This is a genomic window from Mesorhizobium sp. CNPSo 4688 (assembly GCF_057784295.1).
In genome coordinates this window covers 49,778-66,819 of sequence record NZ_JBWLUY010000010.1, presented here as the reverse complement: position 1 = coordinate 66,819, position 17,042 = coordinate 49,778, and the positions used below count along the sequence as shown (strand labels likewise).

Annotated in this window: 18 protein-coding genes; 6 read left to right on the top strand and 12 right to left on the bottom strand. The window is 64.3% G+C overall.

Going from position 1 to position 17,042, the window contains the following annotated elements; all coding sequences use genetic code 11:
- The first annotated feature begins 29 nt into the window (after positions 1 to 29).
- Positions 30 to 833: a phosphodiesterase gene (locus tag AC04SH_RS19995; RefSeq protein ID WP_477236037.1), complete on the top strand. Its 804-nt coding sequence runs from the start codon at positions 30 to 32 to the stop codon at positions 831 to 833.
- A 12-nt stretch (positions 834 to 845) separates the two neighbouring features.
- Here AC04SH_RS19995 and AC04SH_RS19990 read toward each other — a convergent pair whose 3' ends face one another.
- From AC04SH_RS19990 to AC04SH_RS19980, 3 genes are all read right to left on the bottom strand, one after another.
- On the bottom strand, positions 846 to 1,928 hold the full coding sequence (locus AC04SH_RS19990; RefSeq protein WP_477236039.1) for an ABC transporter ATP-binding protein: 1,083 nt from the start codon (positions 1,926 to 1,928) through the stop codon (positions 846 to 848).
- Positions 1,925 to 3,496, bottom strand: a complete 1,572-nt coding sequence (locus AC04SH_RS19985; protein WP_477236041.1) for an ABC transporter permease — start codon at positions 3,494 to 3,496, stop codon at positions 1,925 to 1,927. The genes AC04SH_RS19990 and AC04SH_RS19985 overlap by 4 nt, the downstream gene beginning before the upstream one ends.
- A gap of 154 nt (positions 3,497 to 3,650) precedes the next feature.
- Positions 3,651 to 4,658, bottom strand: coding sequence for an iron ABC transporter substrate-binding protein (locus AC04SH_RS19980; protein ID WP_477236043.1), 1,008 nt, complete (start codon positions 4,656 to 4,658; stop codon positions 3,651 to 3,653).
- A 204-nt stretch (positions 4,659 to 4,862) separates the two neighbouring features.
- Between AC04SH_RS19980 and AC04SH_RS19975 the strand changes: the two genes are divergently transcribed.
- The 3 genes from AC04SH_RS19975 to AC04SH_RS19965 all read left to right on the top strand — a co-directional run bounded on the left by AC04SH_RS19975 (position 4,863) and on the right by AC04SH_RS19965 (position 8,172).
- Positions 4,863 to 5,399, top strand: a complete 537-nt coding sequence (locus tag AC04SH_RS19975; RefSeq protein ID WP_112562252.1) for a sigma-70 family RNA polymerase sigma factor — start codon at positions 4,863 to 4,865, stop codon at positions 5,397 to 5,399.
- Between the two features lies 1 nt (position 5,400).
- Entirely contained in the window at positions 5,401 to 6,039 is a 639-nt protein-coding gene (locus AC04SH_RS19970; RefSeq protein ID WP_477236045.1) for an NrsF family protein, read from the top strand.
- A 252-nt stretch (positions 6,040 to 6,291) separates the two neighbouring features.
- On the top strand, positions 6,292 to 8,172 hold the full coding sequence (locus AC04SH_RS19965) for a PAS domain S-box protein (RefSeq protein WP_488576531.1): 1,881 nt from the start codon (positions 6,292 to 6,294) through the stop codon (positions 8,170 to 8,172).
- Positions 8,173 to 8,257: 85 nt separating this feature from the next.
- Here AC04SH_RS19965 and AC04SH_RS19960 read toward each other — a convergent pair whose 3' ends face one another.
- From AC04SH_RS19960 to AC04SH_RS19930, 7 genes are all read right to left on the bottom strand, one after another.
- Positions 8,258 to 9,136 (bottom strand): 3-hydroxybutyryl-CoA dehydrogenase, encoded by an 879-nt coding sequence (locus tag AC04SH_RS19960; protein ID WP_352585434.1) that lies wholly within the window; start codon positions 9,134 to 9,136, stop codon positions 8,258 to 8,260.
- Positions 9,137 to 9,255: 119 nt separating this feature from the next.
- A complete protein-coding gene (locus AC04SH_RS19955; protein ID WP_477236050.1) occupies positions 9,256 to 10,185 on the bottom strand; it encodes an electron transfer flavoprotein subunit alpha/FixB family protein in 930 nt (309 codons plus the stop codon).
- Between the two features lie 23 nt (positions 10,186 to 10,208).
- The gene (locus AC04SH_RS19950; RefSeq protein WP_488576335.1) at positions 10,209 to 10,958 is read right to left on the bottom strand and encodes an electron transfer flavoprotein subunit beta/FixA family protein; all 750 of its coding nucleotides are present in this window, start codon (positions 10,956 to 10,958) and stop codon (positions 10,209 to 10,211) included.
- Positions 10,959 to 11,174: 216 nt separating this feature from the next.
- Entirely contained in the window at positions 11,175 to 11,975 is an 801-nt protein-coding gene (locus tag AC04SH_RS19945; RefSeq protein WP_477236052.1) for a rhomboid family intramembrane serine protease, read from the bottom strand.
- A 31-nt stretch (positions 11,976 to 12,006) separates the two neighbouring features.
- Positions 12,007 to 12,588, bottom strand: a complete 582-nt coding sequence (locus tag AC04SH_RS19940; protein WP_112562258.1) for a cob(I)yrinic acid a,c-diamide adenosyltransferase — start codon at positions 12,586 to 12,588, stop codon at positions 12,007 to 12,009.
- A 19-nt stretch (positions 12,589 to 12,607) separates the two neighbouring features.
- Entirely contained in the window at positions 12,608 to 12,799 is a 192-nt protein-coding gene (locus AC04SH_RS19935; RefSeq protein ID WP_477236057.1) for a twin transmembrane helix small protein, read from the bottom strand.
- 23 nt (positions 12,800 to 12,822) lie between these two features.
- The gene (locus AC04SH_RS19930) at positions 12,823 to 13,689 is read right to left on the bottom strand and encodes an SDR family oxidoreductase (protein ID WP_488576334.1); all 867 of its coding nucleotides are present in this window, start codon (positions 13,687 to 13,689) and stop codon (positions 12,823 to 12,825) included.
- Positions 13,690 to 13,749: 60 nt separating this feature from the next.
- On the opposite strand from AC04SH_RS19930, the gene AC04SH_RS19925 reads away from it, so the two are divergent.
- On the top strand, positions 13,750 to 14,598 hold the full coding sequence (locus AC04SH_RS19925; protein WP_488576333.1) for a YihY/virulence factor BrkB family protein: 849 nt from the start codon (positions 13,750 to 13,752) through the stop codon (positions 14,596 to 14,598).
- Between the two features lie 107 nt (positions 14,599 to 14,705).
- On the opposite strand, the gene AC04SH_RS19920 is transcribed toward AC04SH_RS19925, so the two are convergent.
- Positions 14,706 to 15,602: a DMT family transporter gene (locus AC04SH_RS19920; protein ID WP_488576332.1), complete on the bottom strand. Its 897-nt coding sequence runs from the start codon at positions 15,600 to 15,602 to the stop codon at positions 14,706 to 14,708.
- 216 nt (positions 15,603 to 15,818) lie between these two features.
- Between AC04SH_RS19920 and AC04SH_RS19915 the strand changes: the two genes are divergently transcribed.
- Positions 15,819 to 16,106 carry a hypothetical protein gene (locus AC04SH_RS19915; RefSeq protein ID WP_112562263.1) on the top strand — a complete coding sequence of 96 codons (288 nt, stop codon included), beginning with the start codon at positions 15,819 to 15,821 and terminating at the stop codon, positions 16,104 to 16,106.
- Here the strand turns inward: AC04SH_RS19915 and gluQRS are convergent, their stop codons facing one another.
- Positions 16,107 to 16,982, bottom strand: coding sequence for a tRNA glutamyl-Q(34) synthetase GluQRS (gene gluQRS, locus AC04SH_RS19910; protein ID WP_488576331.1), 876 nt, complete (start codon positions 16,980 to 16,982; stop codon positions 16,107 to 16,109).
- Positions 16,983 to 17,042: the final 60 nt, after the last annotated feature.

The window sequence follows — 17,042 nt, the reverse complement described above, 5'->3', positions numbered from 1 at the left end:
GCAAAGCAATCTCCCAGGGAAAAGTTCGCATGAAAATCATCCAGGTCACCGATGTCCATCTGGGACGGCGCGGCGAGATCCGCTATGGCGCGAACCTGCATGAGCGGCTCGACCGCTGCATCGACCACATCAATGCCCGCCATGGTGATGCCGCCCTTTGTGTCTTCAGCGGCGACCTGACCGAGACCGGGGCGCCTGAAAGCTACGCCGATCTCAAATCGGCCTTGAGCCGGCTTTCGCTGCCATACCGGCTGCTGCCGGGAAATCACGACCGGCGGGCCAATCTGGTGGCGGCATTTCCCGAAAACCCGACCGACGACAATGGCTTCGTGCAGTCGGTCGTCGATACGCCGGAAGCATCGTTGCTGTTCCTCGACAGCCTGGCCGAAGGCCGCGTCACTGGCGAACTCTGTGACGAACGGCTTGCCTGGCTCGACACGCGGCTCACTGAGGCGGCGGGACGGCAGGCCTACATCTTCCTGCATCATCCGCCGGTCGAGCTCGGTCTGCCGCTGCTCGATCCGCTCGGGCTGGAACGGCCGCAGCGCTTCCTCGACCTTTTGACGCGCCATGGCAATGTCGGCCATATCTTCTTCGGCCACGTCCACCGCGACATTGCCGGCACGGTCGTCGGCATTCCGTTCACGGCGCAGCGTGGCCTGCATGCCCGCTTCATGCTCGACCTCGTCGGTGAGGAGGTTGTCGAGCAGGCGCCACCGACCTACGGCATCGTGCTCATCGACGCCGCCGCGCGACGCGTGGTCGTGCACAACAACGACTTCCTCGAGACTTGGCCGCTTTGGTCACCGGCGACGGGCCAGAGGGTTGACTAGGAGCTGATCTCGCTAGGCGAAGACGTGCGCCTTGCCGGAGACGGTCAGGCGCACGATCTCGCCGACGGCGGGCGCGTCCATGCCCGGCTTGCGCAGGATCAGCGGCGTGTTGCCGATCGCGGCTGCGTCAGGCGGATCGGGGTTGTTCAACAGCCGCACCGCAATGGTGCACATCGAGCCGGCGAACTCCGAGTCCGTCACCTCCGCGAAGATCGTGCCCGGCGGGCCCGACATGCCTTCGCGCGACGTGCGGTTCACCTGCACCTGCTCCGGCCGCAGCATGATGCGGGCGATGTCGCGGCGCTCCTTGCTATCGACGGCGATGCGGCCGAGCGAGGAGGTGGCGAAGCCGCCTGAAACCTTTGCCGGCAGGATGATGGCGTCGCCAAGGAACTCGGCGACCATCCGGTCCTTCGGCTGCAGATAGAGTTCACGCGGCGTGCCGACCTGCGAGAACTTCCCGTCACGCATGACCGCGACCTGGCTGGCGAACGACAGCGCTTCGGCCTGGTCGTGGGTGACCAGGATGGTGGTGATCCCGGCAGCTTCGAGCAATTCGGCAACCGCCTTGCGCATCGAGGCGCGCAGGCCGGTGTCGAGCGCCGAGAACGGCTCGTCGAGCAGCATCAGCCTGGGTTTCATCGCCATGGCGCGGGCGAGTGCCACGCGCTGCTGCTGGCCGCCCGAGAGCTGGTGCGGGCGGCGTTTGAGGATCGCCTTGTCGAGCCCGACCGTATAGGCAAGCTCGGCGATGCGCTCGGTGCGCTGGTCCTCGCCGCGGGCCATGCCGAAGCCGATATTGTCGGCGATGCTGAGATGCGGAAACAGGGCGCCGTCCTGCGCCACCAAGCCGATGCCGCGGCGATGCGCCGGAACCGCATGGCCGCCATTGGCCAGCACTTCGCCGTCGAGCACGACGCGGCCCTGGTCGGGCGCCTCGAAGCCGGCGATGAGCCGCAGCAACGTCGTCTTGCCGCAGCCGGACGGGCCGACAATCGCGGTGCGGCTGCCGCTGGCGACGCTGAGGTCGACGCCGGCAAGCGCGGCGACCGGGCCGTAATGCTTGGTGAGGCCGCTGATTTCGAGAAAGCTCATCGTCCGGCCATCCGTTTCGACTGGACATAGAGCAGCCAGGTCAGCGGCAGCGACATCGCCACCATGATGAAGGCGTAAGGCGCGGCGGACGCATAGTCGATCTCGCCGCTGTAGGACCAGAACGCCATGGCCAGCGTGCGCGTGCCGTTGGGCGCCAGCATCTGGGTGGCGGTCAGTTCGTTCATGATGCCGAGCGCCACCAGGGCCATGCCGGCCGCGGCCCCAGGCGCCGAAAGGCGGATCGTCGTCGACCACAGCGCTTTCAGCGGCGGCCGGCCGAGGCTGGCGGCGGCGCGTTCAAGCTCGATCGGCGCCTGCGCGATCGACGCGCGGAGGCTGATCAGAGCGCGCGGCAGGAACATCAGGGCATAGGCGACCAGGATGGTGAACAGCGTCTGGTAGAGCGGCATGGCAATGCGCACGGTGATGGTGACCAGCGCCAGCGCAATGACGACGCCGGGCAGCGAGCCGACGATGTAGTTGCAGCCCTCGAGCAGCCGCTGCAGCGGCCCCGGCGCCCGGATCGAGATCCATGCCATCGGCATGGCGGCGATGGTCGCAAGCAGGGCGCCGGCGAGCGCCAGGAACAGCGTCTGGCCAAGCGCCAGGCCGATCTCGTCGAAACGCCAGACATCGGCGCCGCCGGCGACCAGCCAGCGGCCGATGGTGACGAAGGGCACGCCGATGGCGAGCAGCGTGGTGATGGCAGGCAGAGCCAGGCAAGGCAGCGTGGCGCGTCCGAGCCTGCTGCGCTGCCGGTGGCGCGCCGCACCTGAGCCGACGCGGGCATAGCGCTCTTCGCCGCGCACCAGCACCTCGAGAGCGAGCAGCACGAAGCAGCAGGTCACCAGAACGCCGGCCAGCATGTTGGCGGCGGGGCCGTTGAAGGTCGACTGGAATTGGTCGACGATCGCTGTGGTGAACGTGTCGAAGCGGATGAAGACATAGAGGCCGTATTCGGCCAGCAGATGCAGGCCGACCAGCAGCGCGCCGCCGCAAATGGCGAGTCTCAGCTGCGGCAGCACGACGCGTGCGAACACCCGCGACGGTCCGAGGCCGAGCGCTGCGGCGGCGTCTTCCAAGGCAGGATCGAGCCGGCGCAGCGACGCCGCGATCGGCAGATAGAGGAACGGGAAATAAGCGAGGACCGACACCAGCACGCCGGCCCAAAGGCCGTGCAGTCCCGGCACCAGGGTAATCCAGGCATAGGAGTGCACGAAGGCGGGAATGGCCAGCGGCGCCACCGACAGCCAGGCCCACAGCCGGGCGCCGGGCAGGTCGCTGCGCTCGGTCAGCCAGGCCAGCGCCATCGACAGGACGATGGCGATGGGCACAACGAGCGCCACCAGAAGCACGGTGTTGATCAGAAGTTCGCCGACGCGAGGCCGGAAGACCAGGTCCGAGACAGTGTCCCAGCCCGTCTGCACCGCGATCCAGATGATGAAGGCAAGCGGCAGCAGCGACAGCAGCGAGACGATGATGGCGGCAAGAGCGATCCAGGACATGGGCTGCCGGCGGGAGCGCCCGGCTGCCTGGCCTGAACGTGCGAGATCGACCGCAGATTGCATCAGCTCGGCCGCGCCACTGCCGCCGGAGCGGGGGCGCCGCAGGCGCGGCCGGAAACGCAATGTGTCGTCATGGACAATGCCATCCCGAAAACAGAGCGCTCCTGCGGAAAGCCTCGCAGGAGCGCAAACGTTGCCCTTTTAGGACGAACGCGGACTAAAGCAAGCCGGCTGCCGTCATCAGATCGGTCACCTTCTTGGAGTTCAGCTTTGCCGGGTCGACCTTCGGCGCCTGCAGATCGGCCAGCGGCACCAGCTTGGGATTAGAGTCGGCGCCCTTGCCGACCGCGTACTCGAAGGACGTGCCGCTCTTCAGCACGTCCTGACCGCCCTTGCCGGTCACCCATTTCAGGAACGCCTGGGCTTCCTTCGGATGCTTGCTCGAGGCCAGCACGCCGCCGCCGGAAATCGAGACGAAAGCGCCGGGGTCCTGGTTCTTGAAATAGTGCAGCTCGACGTTCTTGCTGTTCTCGCCGGTCTTGGCCTGATCGCCGAAATAGTAATAGTGGTAGATGATGCCGCCTTCGATCTCGCCGGCATTGACCGCCTTCATCACCGTGCCGTTGCCCTTGTAGGCGGTGAAATTCTCCTTCATCGCCTTCAGCCAGTCGGCGGTTGCAGCTTCGCCCTTGAGCTCAAGCAGCGCGCTGACGATGGCCTGGAAATCGGCGCCCGACGGCGAGGCGGCCCAGCGGCCTTTCCAGCTCGGATCGGCGAGATCGAGCATCGATTTGGGCAGCTGGTCGGCGGTGAGCTTGGTCTTGTTGTAGGCAAAGACGGTGCTGCGCGCCGCGACACCCACCCATTTGCCGCTGCTCGGCTGGAATTCAGCCGGAACCTGGGCCAGCGTATCGGCGTCGACCGGCGCGAAAAGGCCCGCCGCTTCGACCAGGGTCATGGCCGGGGAGTTCTCGGTCAGGAACACGTCGGCTGGCGAAGAAGCGCCCTCGGCGACGATCTGGTTGGAGAAATCGCTGTCGCCGCCATTGCGCAGCGTGACCTTGATGCCGGTTTCCTTGGTAAAACCATTGACCCATTCCTTGGCCAGGCTCTCGTGCTGGGCGTTGTAGACGATGATGCCGGCATCTTCCGCCATCGCCGGACCGGCGATCATGCCGATTGCCAGCGCGGTGGCGCCGACCAGGGTGGAAAGAGCATATTTCATGGCGTCATCCTCGATCGCAGCGGTTCTGGTTTTGCACGGCTGCACCTACCGATACCTGAATACCATAGTCAACATTGGTGGGCTGCTTCAATCCGTCGCTCGCCCGCAAACTTTCGTGATTTTGCGGCACTTTGGCTTGGACATTATTTCGTTGGCCACGTAACAAATCAGCGCCGAAGCGCGAAGATCGGGGAGTGAACTCTTGTGAGCGGCAAGGATGAGGCCGAGCTTTCCCGGCTGATGCGGGCCGCAATCGCGGGAGACGAAAGGGCCTACGCCGACTTTCTGCACCGGATTGCCGCACTGGTTCGCGGCTTTGTCAGGCGCAAGATCGTACAGGGCGGGGTCGATCCCGAGGATGTCGTGCAGGAAACCTTGCTGGCCATTCATGTGAAACGGCATACCTGGCGCCAGGACGCGCCGGTGTTGCCGTGGATCTATGCGATTGCCCGCTTCAAGCTGATCGATGCCTTCCGGCGGCGCGGCCGGCGCATCGAGATCGAGATCGACGAGATCGCCGAGACCTTTGCCGAGCCGGAAACCGAGACCGTCAGCGAACGCGACATCAATCGGGCGCTGGACGGCCTGCCGCCGGCGCAGCGTTCCGTGGTCTCGGCCATCTCTGTCGATGGCCGCTCCATCGGCGAGACGGCAGCCAAGCTCGGTGTCAGCGAGACGGCGGTCAGGGTGTCGCTGCATCGCGGGCTTGCCGCGATCGCCAAACGCTTCGGGCGGCAGTGACATGAGAACCGAAGATCTCATCAAGGCACTCGACGCTGATATCAGCAGCAAGGCGATGCCGCTGCGCTCGGCCTGGTGGATGGCTGCGGCTGCGGCGGTGGTGATCGCGGCGGTGGTCTTCTTTCTCACCATCGGGCCACGTCCCGACATCATGATCGCCATGCACACGATGCGGTTCCTGGCGAAATTCGTCTTCACCATCGTGCTTGCCATCACCGCGTTTGGCCTGATCCGGGCACTGTCGACACCGGGCGCTTCGACGGCGAGAGCCGCAGCCTGGATGGCGGCTGCGCCGCTGCTTGTGGCTGTGGCCGTAGCTCTCGAACTGTTCATGGTGCCGGAGCCGATGTGGAGCACGCGCATGGTCGGCTCCAACATGATGATCTGCATGGGCTTCATCCCGCTGATCGGCATCGGGCCGCTTGCTGTGTTCCTGTGGATGCTGCGCTATGGCGCGCCGACGCGGCCGGTGCTTGCCGGTGCGGTCGCAGGCCTGCTCGCCGGCGGCCTGGCGGCGACCTTCTATGCCGCGCACTGCTTCGACGATTCGCCGCTTTTCGTCGCCACCTGGTATACGCTCGCCATCGCCGTCCTTGCCGGGCTCGGCGCGCTCGGGGGACGGTTCTTCGTGCGCTGGTAACCGGCCCGCCTGAGATAGCCCGCAATAATCACCGATCCTTAATCATGCCGGCAATTGTTTGCGGGTTAACCGTGTTGCCGGTGGCTCAGGCGCAACCTTTCCTTAAAATCGATCATCCAAGGTTTCCCGCAGAAATGTGTTGCGCACGGGGTGGCATGCACGGTGACGCGATGGAAACGAAAAAGCCTGCGGGCTGACGGTCACGTGGCTTTGGTGCTCGCGGCCGGAGGATTTTGCGCCGCCGTCGTGGCGATGCTGCTGTCGCGGCTCGACGTCAGCGCCGAAGTGCTGAAGCTCTGTCTGCTGATATCGGTGCCGGTCGCCGCCGTTGCGCTGATGCTCGCCGCGCTGTTCATTTACCGGATACTCGACGACCGCCGGCAGATCGCCGAGAGCGAGCAGCGTTTTCGGCGCGCCATGGAGGATTCGGCGATCGGCATCGCCATTGTCGGCCTCGATGGCCGTATCCACGAAACCAATCCGGCCTTCGCCGCCATGCTCGACTACAGCAAGGAAGAGATCGAGGCGCTGACTTTCTTCCAGATCACGCATCCCGACGACCTACAGATCGGCCGTGAGACCATGGACGGCATCCGGGCGGGCACCGTCAACGCCTTCCAGTTCGAAAAGCGTTACCTCAAGAAGGACGGCACGCCGGTGTGGGCCCATCTTGCCGGTTCCATCATTCGCGACGAGAAGAGCGGCCGTCCCCTCTACCTCGTCTCGCAGATCGAGGATATCGACGCGCGCAAGCAATCCGAGGCACGCATAGCCGAGGCTGAAACGCGCTGGAACTTTGCCCTGGCCAGCGCCGGACAAGGCGTCTGGGACCTCGATATGCGCAAGGGCGGCACCACCTATTCCGCCGCCTGGGTGAAGATGCTGGGCTATGCCGAGGGCGAGCTGGACGGCGACCCCGACCGCTGGCTGACGATGATCCATCCCGACGACCGCGAGAATGTGGCCGAGGCCGATCGCGCGCATCTTGAGGGCAAGACACCGTTCTTCGAAGCCGAGTTCAGGATGCGCCATAAGGACGGCCACTGGGTCTGGATCCTCGATCGCGGCAAGACGCTCGAGCGCGACAGCGAAGGCCGGCTGATCCGGGCCATAGGCAGCCTGACCGACATCACCCAGCGCAAGCAGACCGAGGAAAGCCTGATCGTGTCGGCGGCGATGCTGGCAGACGAGAAGGAACGGCTGAGGGTAACGCTGCAGTCGATCGGCGACGCTGTCATCTGCACCGATGCCGCCAACCGCATCACCTTCATGAACCCGGTCGCCGAAAAGCTGACCGGTGTTGCCGGCGCCGAGGCGCTCGGCAAGACGCTTGGCCATGTCTACTGGGCGGTGGATGAGGAGACCGGGCAAAGGATCGGCATGACGCGGCCGGCGCTCGGCGGCTCCACCCCCGCCGACCAGAACAGCCGCGCGGTGCTGATCCGCCGTGACGACACGCGCTGCAGCATTCGCCATGTGGTGTCGCCGATAATGAACGAGCGCCAGGAATTCTGCGGCCTGGTCATCGTCTTCCAGGATTTCACCGATGCGCGCGCCTTGCAGCGCCAGCTCGCCTACGCCGCCGCGCATGACGCGCTGACCGGCCTTGCCAATCGCTCAAGCTTCATCCGCACCATGGAAGAGCTGATCGACCGGAGCCGCAAGGCCGGCTCGGCACCACCGGCGGGCGAGCATCATTTCATGTTCATCGACCTCGACCATTTCAAGCTGGTCAACGACACTGGTGGTCACGCCGCCGGCGACGCCCTGCTGAGGCGGGTTGCCGAGGCTATTCGCGGCGCGCTTGGGCCGGAGGATATCGTCGCCCGGCTCGGCGGCGACGAATTCGCGGTCATCCTGAAATCGGGGTCGAGCGCCGGCGCCAAGATTGCCGCCCGCTCGATCATCGACGCCATCCGCGGCCTGCAGTTCACCTGGGACGGCCGGCCGCATGCGATCGATGCCAGCATCGGTGTGGCGCCGATCCGCGCCGGCGAAGTCGACGAGATCATCGCCCGCGCCGATGCCGCCTGCTATGCGGCCAAGGCCGCCGGTCGCGGCTGTGTTTCCGTGGCGCCTGACGATAACGGGTCAAAGGGCCAAGCCGAGCCGCCGCTCGCGGCAGCGTCCTGACGGCGCTCTAAGCATTTGTTTTTACGCAATTCCAGACGGAAAACCGTTACACACTTTTCCTGGAATTGCTCTAGCGTTCTGATGGTTAGCGCGTCGGAACCGGGTGTTCGCCGCGATAGTCGTAGAAGCCGCGTCCGGTCTTGCGGCCAAGCCAGCCGGCCTCGACATATTTCACCAGCAGCGGGCAGGGGCGATATTTCGAATCCGACAGGCCGTCATGCAGCACCTGCATGATCGACAGGCAGGTGTCGAGGCCGATGAAGTCGGCGAGCTGCAACGGTCCCATCGGATGGTTGGCGCCAAGCTTCATAGCGGTGTCGATGGCGTCGACCGAGCCGACGCCCTCGTAGAGCGTGTAGATCGCCTCGTTGATCATCGGCAGCAGGATGCGGTTGACGATGAAAGCCGGGAAATCCTCGGAGACGGTGATCGTCTTGTCGAGCTGCTTCACATAGTTCTTGGCTGCCTCGAAGGTCTGGTCCTCGGTGGCGATGCCGCGCACCAGTTCGACCAGCTTCATCAACGGCACCGGGTTCATGAAATGTATGCCTATGAACCGCTCGGGACGGTCGGTCTGCGCGGCCAGGCGGGTGATCGAGATGGACGAGGTGTTGGTCGCCAGGATAGCTTCCGGGTTGAGCTGCGGACAGAGCTGGGCATAGATCTTGCGCTTGACCGTCTCGTCCTCGGTCGCCGCTTCGATCACCAGATCGGCACCGGCTAGATCGGCCATGGCGGGAGCCGCCGAAATGCGCGCCATCGCTTCGTTGCGCAGCTTTTCGTCAAGCTTTCCGGAGCCAACCTGACGGGCCATGTTGCCGCTGACGGTGGCAATGCCCTTCTCGATACGGTCGGGCGAGATATCGTAGATCAGCACCTTGAAGCCTGAAAGCGCGGACACATGCGCGATGCCGCCGCCCATCTGGCCGGCGCCAATAATGCCGATCGTCTCGATCTTGGCCATTTGCAGCGATCCCATCGAAAAGGCCTTGGCGGCCTGCTTTTTGTGCAGTGCAAACTAAAAGGGTGGGGCAGCTTCGTCTACCCCACCCTTCACAATTTAATACGCTTTGGCAGAGAGCGTCAAAGCGCCTTTTGCAGCTCCGGGAGGATGACGAACAGGTCGCCGACCAGGCCGTAGTCGGCAACCTGGAAGATCGGCGCCTCTTCGTCCTTGTTGATGGCGACGATGACTTTCGAATCCTTCATGCCGGCAAGGTGCTGGATGGCGCCGGAAATGCCGACGGCAATGTAGAGGTCGGGAGCCACGACCTTGCCGGTCTGGCCGACCTGCCAGTCGTTCGGGGCATAGCCGGCATCGACCGCAGCGCGTGAGGCGCCGACGGCGGCACCGAGCTTGTCGGCGACCGGCAGGATGACTTCCTGGAACTTCTCCGCCGAGCCGAGCGCGCGGCCGCCCGAGATGATGATCTTGGCCGAGGTGAGCTCCGGACGATCGGTCTCCGACAGCTTGTTCTCGACGAAGGTGGACAGGCCTGGATTGGCCGCTGCCTTGACGGTCTCGACCGCGGCCGAACCGCCTTCGGGCGCCGCCTGGAAGGAAGCCGTGCGCACGGTGATCACCTTCTTGGCGTCGCTCGACTGCACCGTCTGGATGGCGTTGCCGGCATAGATCGGACGCTTGAAGGTATCAGGCGAAACCACCTCGATGATTTCCGACACCTGCGCGACATCGAGCAGGGCCGCCACGCGCGGCGCGATGTTCTTGCCCGACGAGGTCGCCGGGGCAATGATGGTGTCGTAGGCGCCGGCCAGCGAGACGACGAGTGCCGCCGTCGGTTCGGCGAGGCGCTCGGCCAGTTCGTCTGCCTCGGCCAGCAGCACCTTGCTGACGCCCTTCAGCTTGGCGGCGGCATCGGCAGCACCCTTGGCGCCCTTGCCGGCAACCAGCACATGCACGTCCGAACCGATCTGCAGGGCAGCCGACAGCGCCTTGGCGGTCTGGTCGGAAAGGCTTGCGTTGTCGTGTTCTGCGATGAGGAGAATGGTCATTTATCTGTTCCTTTCCCGATCGCTTACAAAACGCCGGCTTCGTTCTTGAGCTTGTCGACCAGCTCGGCGACGCTCTTGACCTTGACGCCCGCCTTGCGGCCGCTCGGCTCCTCGGTCTTGATCACCTTGAGGCGCGGCTTGACGTCGGCGCCGTAATCGGCCGGGCTCTTTTCGTCGAGCGGCTTCTTCTTGGCCTTCATGATGTTGGGCAGCGAGGCATAGCGCGGCTGGTTGAGGCGAAGGTCGGCGGTGACGATCGCCGGCATCTTCAGCTCGACCGTCTGCAGGCCGCCATCGACTTCGCGCGTCACCTTGGCCTTGTCGCCGTCGAGCACCACCTTGGAGGCGAAGGTACCCTGTGCCCAGCCGAGCAGGGCGGCCAGCATCTGGCCGGTCTGGTTGGAATCGTCGTCGATCGCCTGCTTGCCGAGGATGACGAGGCCGGGCTGTTCTGCCTCGACAACGCCCTTCAGCACCTTGGCGACGCCCAGCGGCTCGGTCTGTTCGTCGGTCTTGACCAGGATGGCGCGGTCGGCGCCCATGGCGAGCGCGGTGCGCAGGGTTTCCTGCGCCTGCTGCGGGCCGATCGAAACGACGATGATCTCTTCGGCCTTGCCAGCTTCCTTCAGCCGGATCGCCTCTTCCACCGCGATCTCGTCGAACGGGTTCATCGCCATCTTGACGTTGGCGAGTTCCACCGCCGAACCATTAGCCTTCACGCGAACCTTGACGTTCGCATCCACAACCCGCTTCACGGGCACAAGGATCTTCATTTGCCTGTCACCTCTCCTGAGATATTCGGGCGCGCTATAGCAGCGTGCGCCACTGCAGAGTTGTCGAAAGCCGACATTCCTGACTGAATTCCGGCATCACGGAATTCTGGCCGGACGTAATTCTTGTCTTCTGCCGCCTAACGGTGGCGTCCTCCGTAGTTGTGGCAGCGCAACACGTCAATATGCCACGGCAGCGGCCAAACCACTCAAATCGGTTCAGTCCTGACCGGAAGCGCCGCCGCGGCCCCAGCGCGTCGCCGGTTGCGTGGACGCGGGATCGGCTGGCGCCGGCGCGGTGGAAACGGCCGGCTGATCGGCGGGTTGCGGCTCGCCGTCGTCACCGGCAAGCAGCGGCACGCCTCGGCTGCGCATAATCAGCACCAGCACGCCGCCGGCAATGATGCCGCCAATATGGCAGGCCCAGGATATCTGGTTTTCGCCGCCGGCGGCAAACATCACCACCTGGAAGCCGATCCACAGGATCAGCGGGATGAAGGCCGGGATGCGCAGCGGAATGCGGGCGAAGACCAGCACCCACACTTTCACCCGGGGATAGAGGACCAGATAGGCGGCGACGACGCCGGCGATGGCGCCGGAGGCGCCGATCAGCGGCACTTGCGAATCCCAGGCGACGAGCCCCTGGAAAGCGGCTCCGGCGATGGCGCACAGCAAGTAGAAGATGAGGTAGCGGATGTGGCCCAGCGCGTCCTCGACATTGTCGCCGAATACCCACAGGAACAGCATGTTGCCGCCGAGGTGGAAGATATCGGCGTGCAGGAAGGCGTAGGTCAGGTAGCTCAGGCTCTCCGGAATGACGACGAATTCAGGCGAGAGCTCAGCCGTGTTGTGGACCACCGAAGGAATGAAGCCGAGGCCGAGCACGGCTGCGTTGTTGAAATTTTCGCCGCCGATCGTGGTGATAAGAAAGACCAGCGCGTTGGCCGCGATCAGGCCGATCGTCACATATTGCAGACGGATGTGGCGCAGCCTGTTGGTGTCGTAAAGCGGGATGAACATGCCCCAGGCCCTCTCCCGCCTTCGAGAAAATTCAGCGGTTCTTGCCGGGCACCCATAACACGTCGGCATTTCCGTTGTCATTGACCGCACGGGCGGCGACGAACAGAAAGTCGGAGACGCGGTTGATGTATTTCAGCCCCTCGCGGTTGACGTGCTCGGCCGGGTCCTGCGCCAGCGCCACCATGATGCGCTCTGCCCGCCGCGCCACGGTGCGGGCAAGATGCAGGGCCGCGGCCGCCGGCGTGCCGCCGTTGAGCACGAAGGATTTCAGCGGCTTAAGCTCTTTGTTGAGGAGGTCGATGTCTTTTTCGACGCGGTCGGTCTGCGAGGCGATGATGCGCAGCGGCTCGTAGTCCAGCGGCTTGCCGTCGTCAGGCACGGCGAGATCGGCGCCGAGATCGAACAGGTCGTTCTGGATGCGGGACAGCATCGCGTCGATCGCGGGATGGCCAGCTGCGGTGTGCAGGCGAGCGATGCCGATGCAGGCATTGGCTTCGTCGACGGTCCCATAGGCATCGACGCGCAGGTCGGATTTCAGCCTGCGTTCACCGGTGCCGAGGCCTGTGGTGCCGTCGTCGCCGGTGCGGGTGTAGATCTTGTTGAGCTTGACCACGTCGCCTCCCGAACGGCCGTCACTTGCGGGTGAAATACACCACCAGCAGGATCAGCGCCAAGGCCACGGCCTGCAATAGCACACGGGCCTGCATCAGCTTGTTGGAGGTGACGCCGTCGCCGCCGCGCATCATGTTGATGAGGCCGCGGACCAGCACGATCAAGACCGCGGCCATGGCCACAAGGGCGAGGATTTTGAAGACGGTGACCATCTAGCGGCTCCAGTTCGTTTCGCTCAGGCGCGCCTGGCAAGCACGCGGTAGAGCATCGATGCCGGCAGGATGCGCTTGAGCATGACGCCGATTCTGGCCGGCACTGTTACCACATAGTGTGGGCGCGGGCGCCGCGACAGAAGCGCATGGCGCAAGGCCGCATAGACCACCTCCGGCCCCTTTTTCAGCCGCGATGAGCTGCCTCCGGCCCGAAGCCGCGCCAGTTGCGCCGCATAGGCGACGTGGTGGACGGAATTCTCGTGGTCGATGTTTTTCAAAAACCAGAACAGCCCGTTGCTGGCGATCTTCGACGTCACCGGTCCCGGTTCGATCAGCGAAACATGGACGCCGCTGCCGCTGAGTTCCTGCTGCATGCACAGCATCAGGCCTTCGAGCGCGTGCTTGGAGGCCGCATAGGCGCCTCGAAAGGGCACCGGCGCCAGGCCGAGGATCGAGGAGCAATGGACCAGGCGACCATGGCCCTGGCGGCGCATCACCGGCACGATGCGTTGGGTCAGGTCATGCCAGCCGAAGAAATTGGCCTCGAACTGCTCGCGCAATGCCGAAACCGGCAGGTCTTCTACGGCGCCGGGCTGTGCATGGGCGCCGTTGTTGAACAGGGCGTCGAGGCGTCCGCCTGTCCGCTCCAGTACCGATGCCACAAGGGCGGCGATGGAGTCGGGCTCACGGTAGTCGAGGTAAAAGGCCTCGATGCCGTCGGCCTCGAGCGCGGCGATGTCTTCGCGCTTGCGCGCCGTTGCAAATACGCGCCAGCCATCCGCCTTCAGCGCCCGGGCACAATAGGCGCCTATTCCGGAAGAGGCGCCGGTGACGATGATGGTGCGCAACGCTTTCGCCGGCGGGATCGTGGTTTGAGCAAGGGTTGCCATTTGCCACAATCCCTTCCCATATTCGCGGCGTCGAGACAATCGAAGGGAACGCGGCTCTTGATGCGGAATATCGTCGTGCTGCGCCGCGTGCTCTATGACGCGCTTGGCCATTTCAACACCGACGACGGCTGGGCGATGGCCAGCCATCTGGCGATCACGTCGCTGATGGCGCTGTTTCCGTTCCTGATCTTTGCCACAACGCTGGCGAGCTTCCTCGGCGCGCAGGCCTTCGCCGATACGGCCGTGCATCTGGTCTTCGACACTTGGCCCGAGCAGATCGCCAAGCCGATCGCGCGCGAGGTGCTGAACGTGCTGACCGTGCGGCGCACCGATCTTTTGACCTATGGCGTGCTGCTTGCCGCCTATTTCGCCTCCAACGGCATCGAGGCGCTGCGCACCTCGCTCAACCGCGCCTACCGCGTCTCCGAGACGCGCGGCATCATCTACCGCCGGGTGCAGAGCATCATCTTCGTGCTGATCGCCACGGCCGGCTTCCTCGCGATCAGCGTGCTTCTGGTGTTCGCGCCGCTGCTCGCGCGGCTTGCCGAAGCCCATATCGAATGGATCAAGCCCTATATGGGCACGATCACGCTGTGGCGGTTCATCATCGCCTCGACCGTCATTGTCGGCGGGCTGTTTGCCGTGCATTTCTGGCTGCCGGCGGGCAAGCGCCGCCTCGTCTCGATCGTACCGGGCATCCTGTTCACGCTTGCCGCATGGCTTGTCGGTTCAACCGTCTTTGCCACCTATCTCGATCACTTCTCGTCCTATGTCACGACCTATGCCGGGCTGGCGTCGATCATGATCGCGGTGGTTTTCCTGTACATGTTATCGGCGATCTTCATCCTCGGCGGCGAACTCAACGCCGCGATCAGCCGCTATCTTGAAGCGAGGGCGCGGGTCGGATGAGAGAGGAATTGGAGAATTGAGGAATTGAAGAACTGACGAACTGAGGAAAAAAGGGCCATATCTGGCCCTGCGTGTTTTTTTCTCCAATTCTCCAATTCTCCAATTCTTCAGTTCCTCAATTCCCCAGTTTTTCCGTTGGCCGGCCGGGCCGTTGCCAGCCCGACGCCTAGTGTCGCGATCGCCATGCCGACTATCTGCACGAGGCTGAGCTGTTCGCCGAACAGCGCCCAGGCGATCACAGCGGTGACGGCCGGCACCAGGTAGAACAGCGACGCGACCTTCGACATCTCGCCGTCGCGGATCATCACCATTAACAGGAAGATGGCGCCGATCGACAGCACCAGCACCAGCCATGCCATGGCAAAGATCAGTTCGCCGTTGATGACGACCGTATGCGTCTCGAAGGCAAGCGAGGCCAGGATCATCAGCGCGCCGCCGCCGACATATTGCCACATCGTCGCCGCCACCAGGTCGCCGCCCGACGCATAGCGCTTCTGCCAGATGGTGCCGGCGCTCATGCCCAGCACCGAGACGAGCGAAGCGACCAGCGTTTCCGGCGTGACGCCGCCACCGAGCGCGCCGAGCTTCGGCCACAGCACGATGACGACACCTATGAGGCCAACCGCGAGGCCGGCCCAGTGGCGCGGCAGGATGGCCTCGCCGAGGAACTTGCCGGCAAGCACCGCCGTGATCAGCGGCTGCAGGCCGACGATCAGCGCCGAAAGCCCGGCCGGCATGCCTTTGTGGATCGCCCAGAACACCGCGCCGAGATAGACGCCATGCATGAGGATGCCGGCGACGGTGGCGTGAAGCGCTTCGGCCCCTGTGGCGCGCTTCGAGCCAAGCACGAGCATCAGGCCGGCGAGCAGCAAGGCGGCAATGACAAAGCGGGCCGCCAGGAAAGTGAAGGGTTCCGCCCATGGCATGGCATAACGCGCACCGATGAAGCCGGTCGCCCAAAGGACGACGAAGGAGGCGGGGATGAACCGCTTGAGACTGTGCATTTTTCGGGGAAGCCGTTTCCGGGGGAGGCCGATTGAGTGAAGAGACAAATACGGCAATTGCTCTAATGCGGTTCAATCCGGCAAGCAAAGCGAAACAATTGATACATAAGCTCATGGGAATGTAAGGGGTGGCCGAACTCAAAGGGCGGCGTCAGGGCAATCGGCTTCTGTCGATCGATCCGGCGACACGCCGTTTCGGCATTTACTGGAGCGCGCATGCTGTTGCATCTCGACACAAGCTGGCTGTTGATGACGGTTGCGAGCGTGGCCGTGTTCGGCTTCTTCTTCGGCTCAGCGCTCGATGCCATCATGCAGGAGGACGGTTTTGGGTCGACCGGCAACACGTTGCTGTTCACGCTTGGCTTTTTCGTCGCGATCATGGTCGCGAACGAGCATGGCATCGTCCTTAGAGATCTGAAGCTCGCGGTTGCCTGGGGACTGGGCGGCGCCTTCGCGTTTATCGCCGCGTTGGCGCTGCTCAAGGCGGGGCTGGCCCGCCTTTAGCTAGAGTCCGACCAGCCGCCGGACATCGTCCGGTGAAGCGCCTGCCTGCCTGAGTGCGGCAAGGCCGGTATCGCCAAGGCTCTTCGACAATTTGCGCCCATCCGGTCCAAGCACGAGACGGTGGTGGAAATAGTCCGGCTGGGCCAGCCCGAGCAGTTCCTGCAGCAGACGCTGGATGCCGGTCGCGGCATAGAGGTCGCGGCCGCGCACGACATGGCTGATGCCTTGCAGCGCGTCGTCGACGACGACGGCCAGGTGATAGCTGGTTGGGATGTCGCGGCGCGCCAGGATGACGTCGCCCCAATCCTGCGGACGCGCCTCGACTGCACGCGTCGCCGACAGCATCTCGTCGGTGAGCTCGCGCCAGGACAAATTCGTGCCGAGGCGTGCCTGTGCTGCATCGACGTCGAGGCGCCAGGCGAAGGGCGCATTGTCGGCGATCCGGCGGTTGCGTTCGCTGATCGGCAGCGCCTTGTCGGCGGCGGGATAGAGCGGCACGCCGTCCGGGTCGCGCGGCCAGTCGCGGCCGCGCTTTTCGCTGTCGGCGATAAAGGCCCTGATCTCGCCACGGCTCATGAAGGCGGGGTAGACGAGCTCTTCGCGGATCAGCCGGTCGAGCACGGCCTGATAGTCGGCGAAATGTCCGGCCTGGCGCCGCACCGGTCGTTCCCATTCGAGCCCGAGCCATTCGAGGTCGCGAAAAATGCCGGCCTCGAATTCCGGCGTGCAGCGCGTCGTGTCGATGTCCTCGATGCGCAGCAGCAGGCGGCCGCCGGCAGCGCGCGCCAGCCGCTGGTTGAGCAGCGCCGAATAGGCATGGCCGAGATGCAGTTCGCCATTCGGGCTCGGCGCGAAGCGGAATGTCAGGAGCGTCATGTCTAAGGCGGCTTGTCGGTTGTGCAGCGGCTTTGCCAATTGCTACTTTGCTGCTCATCG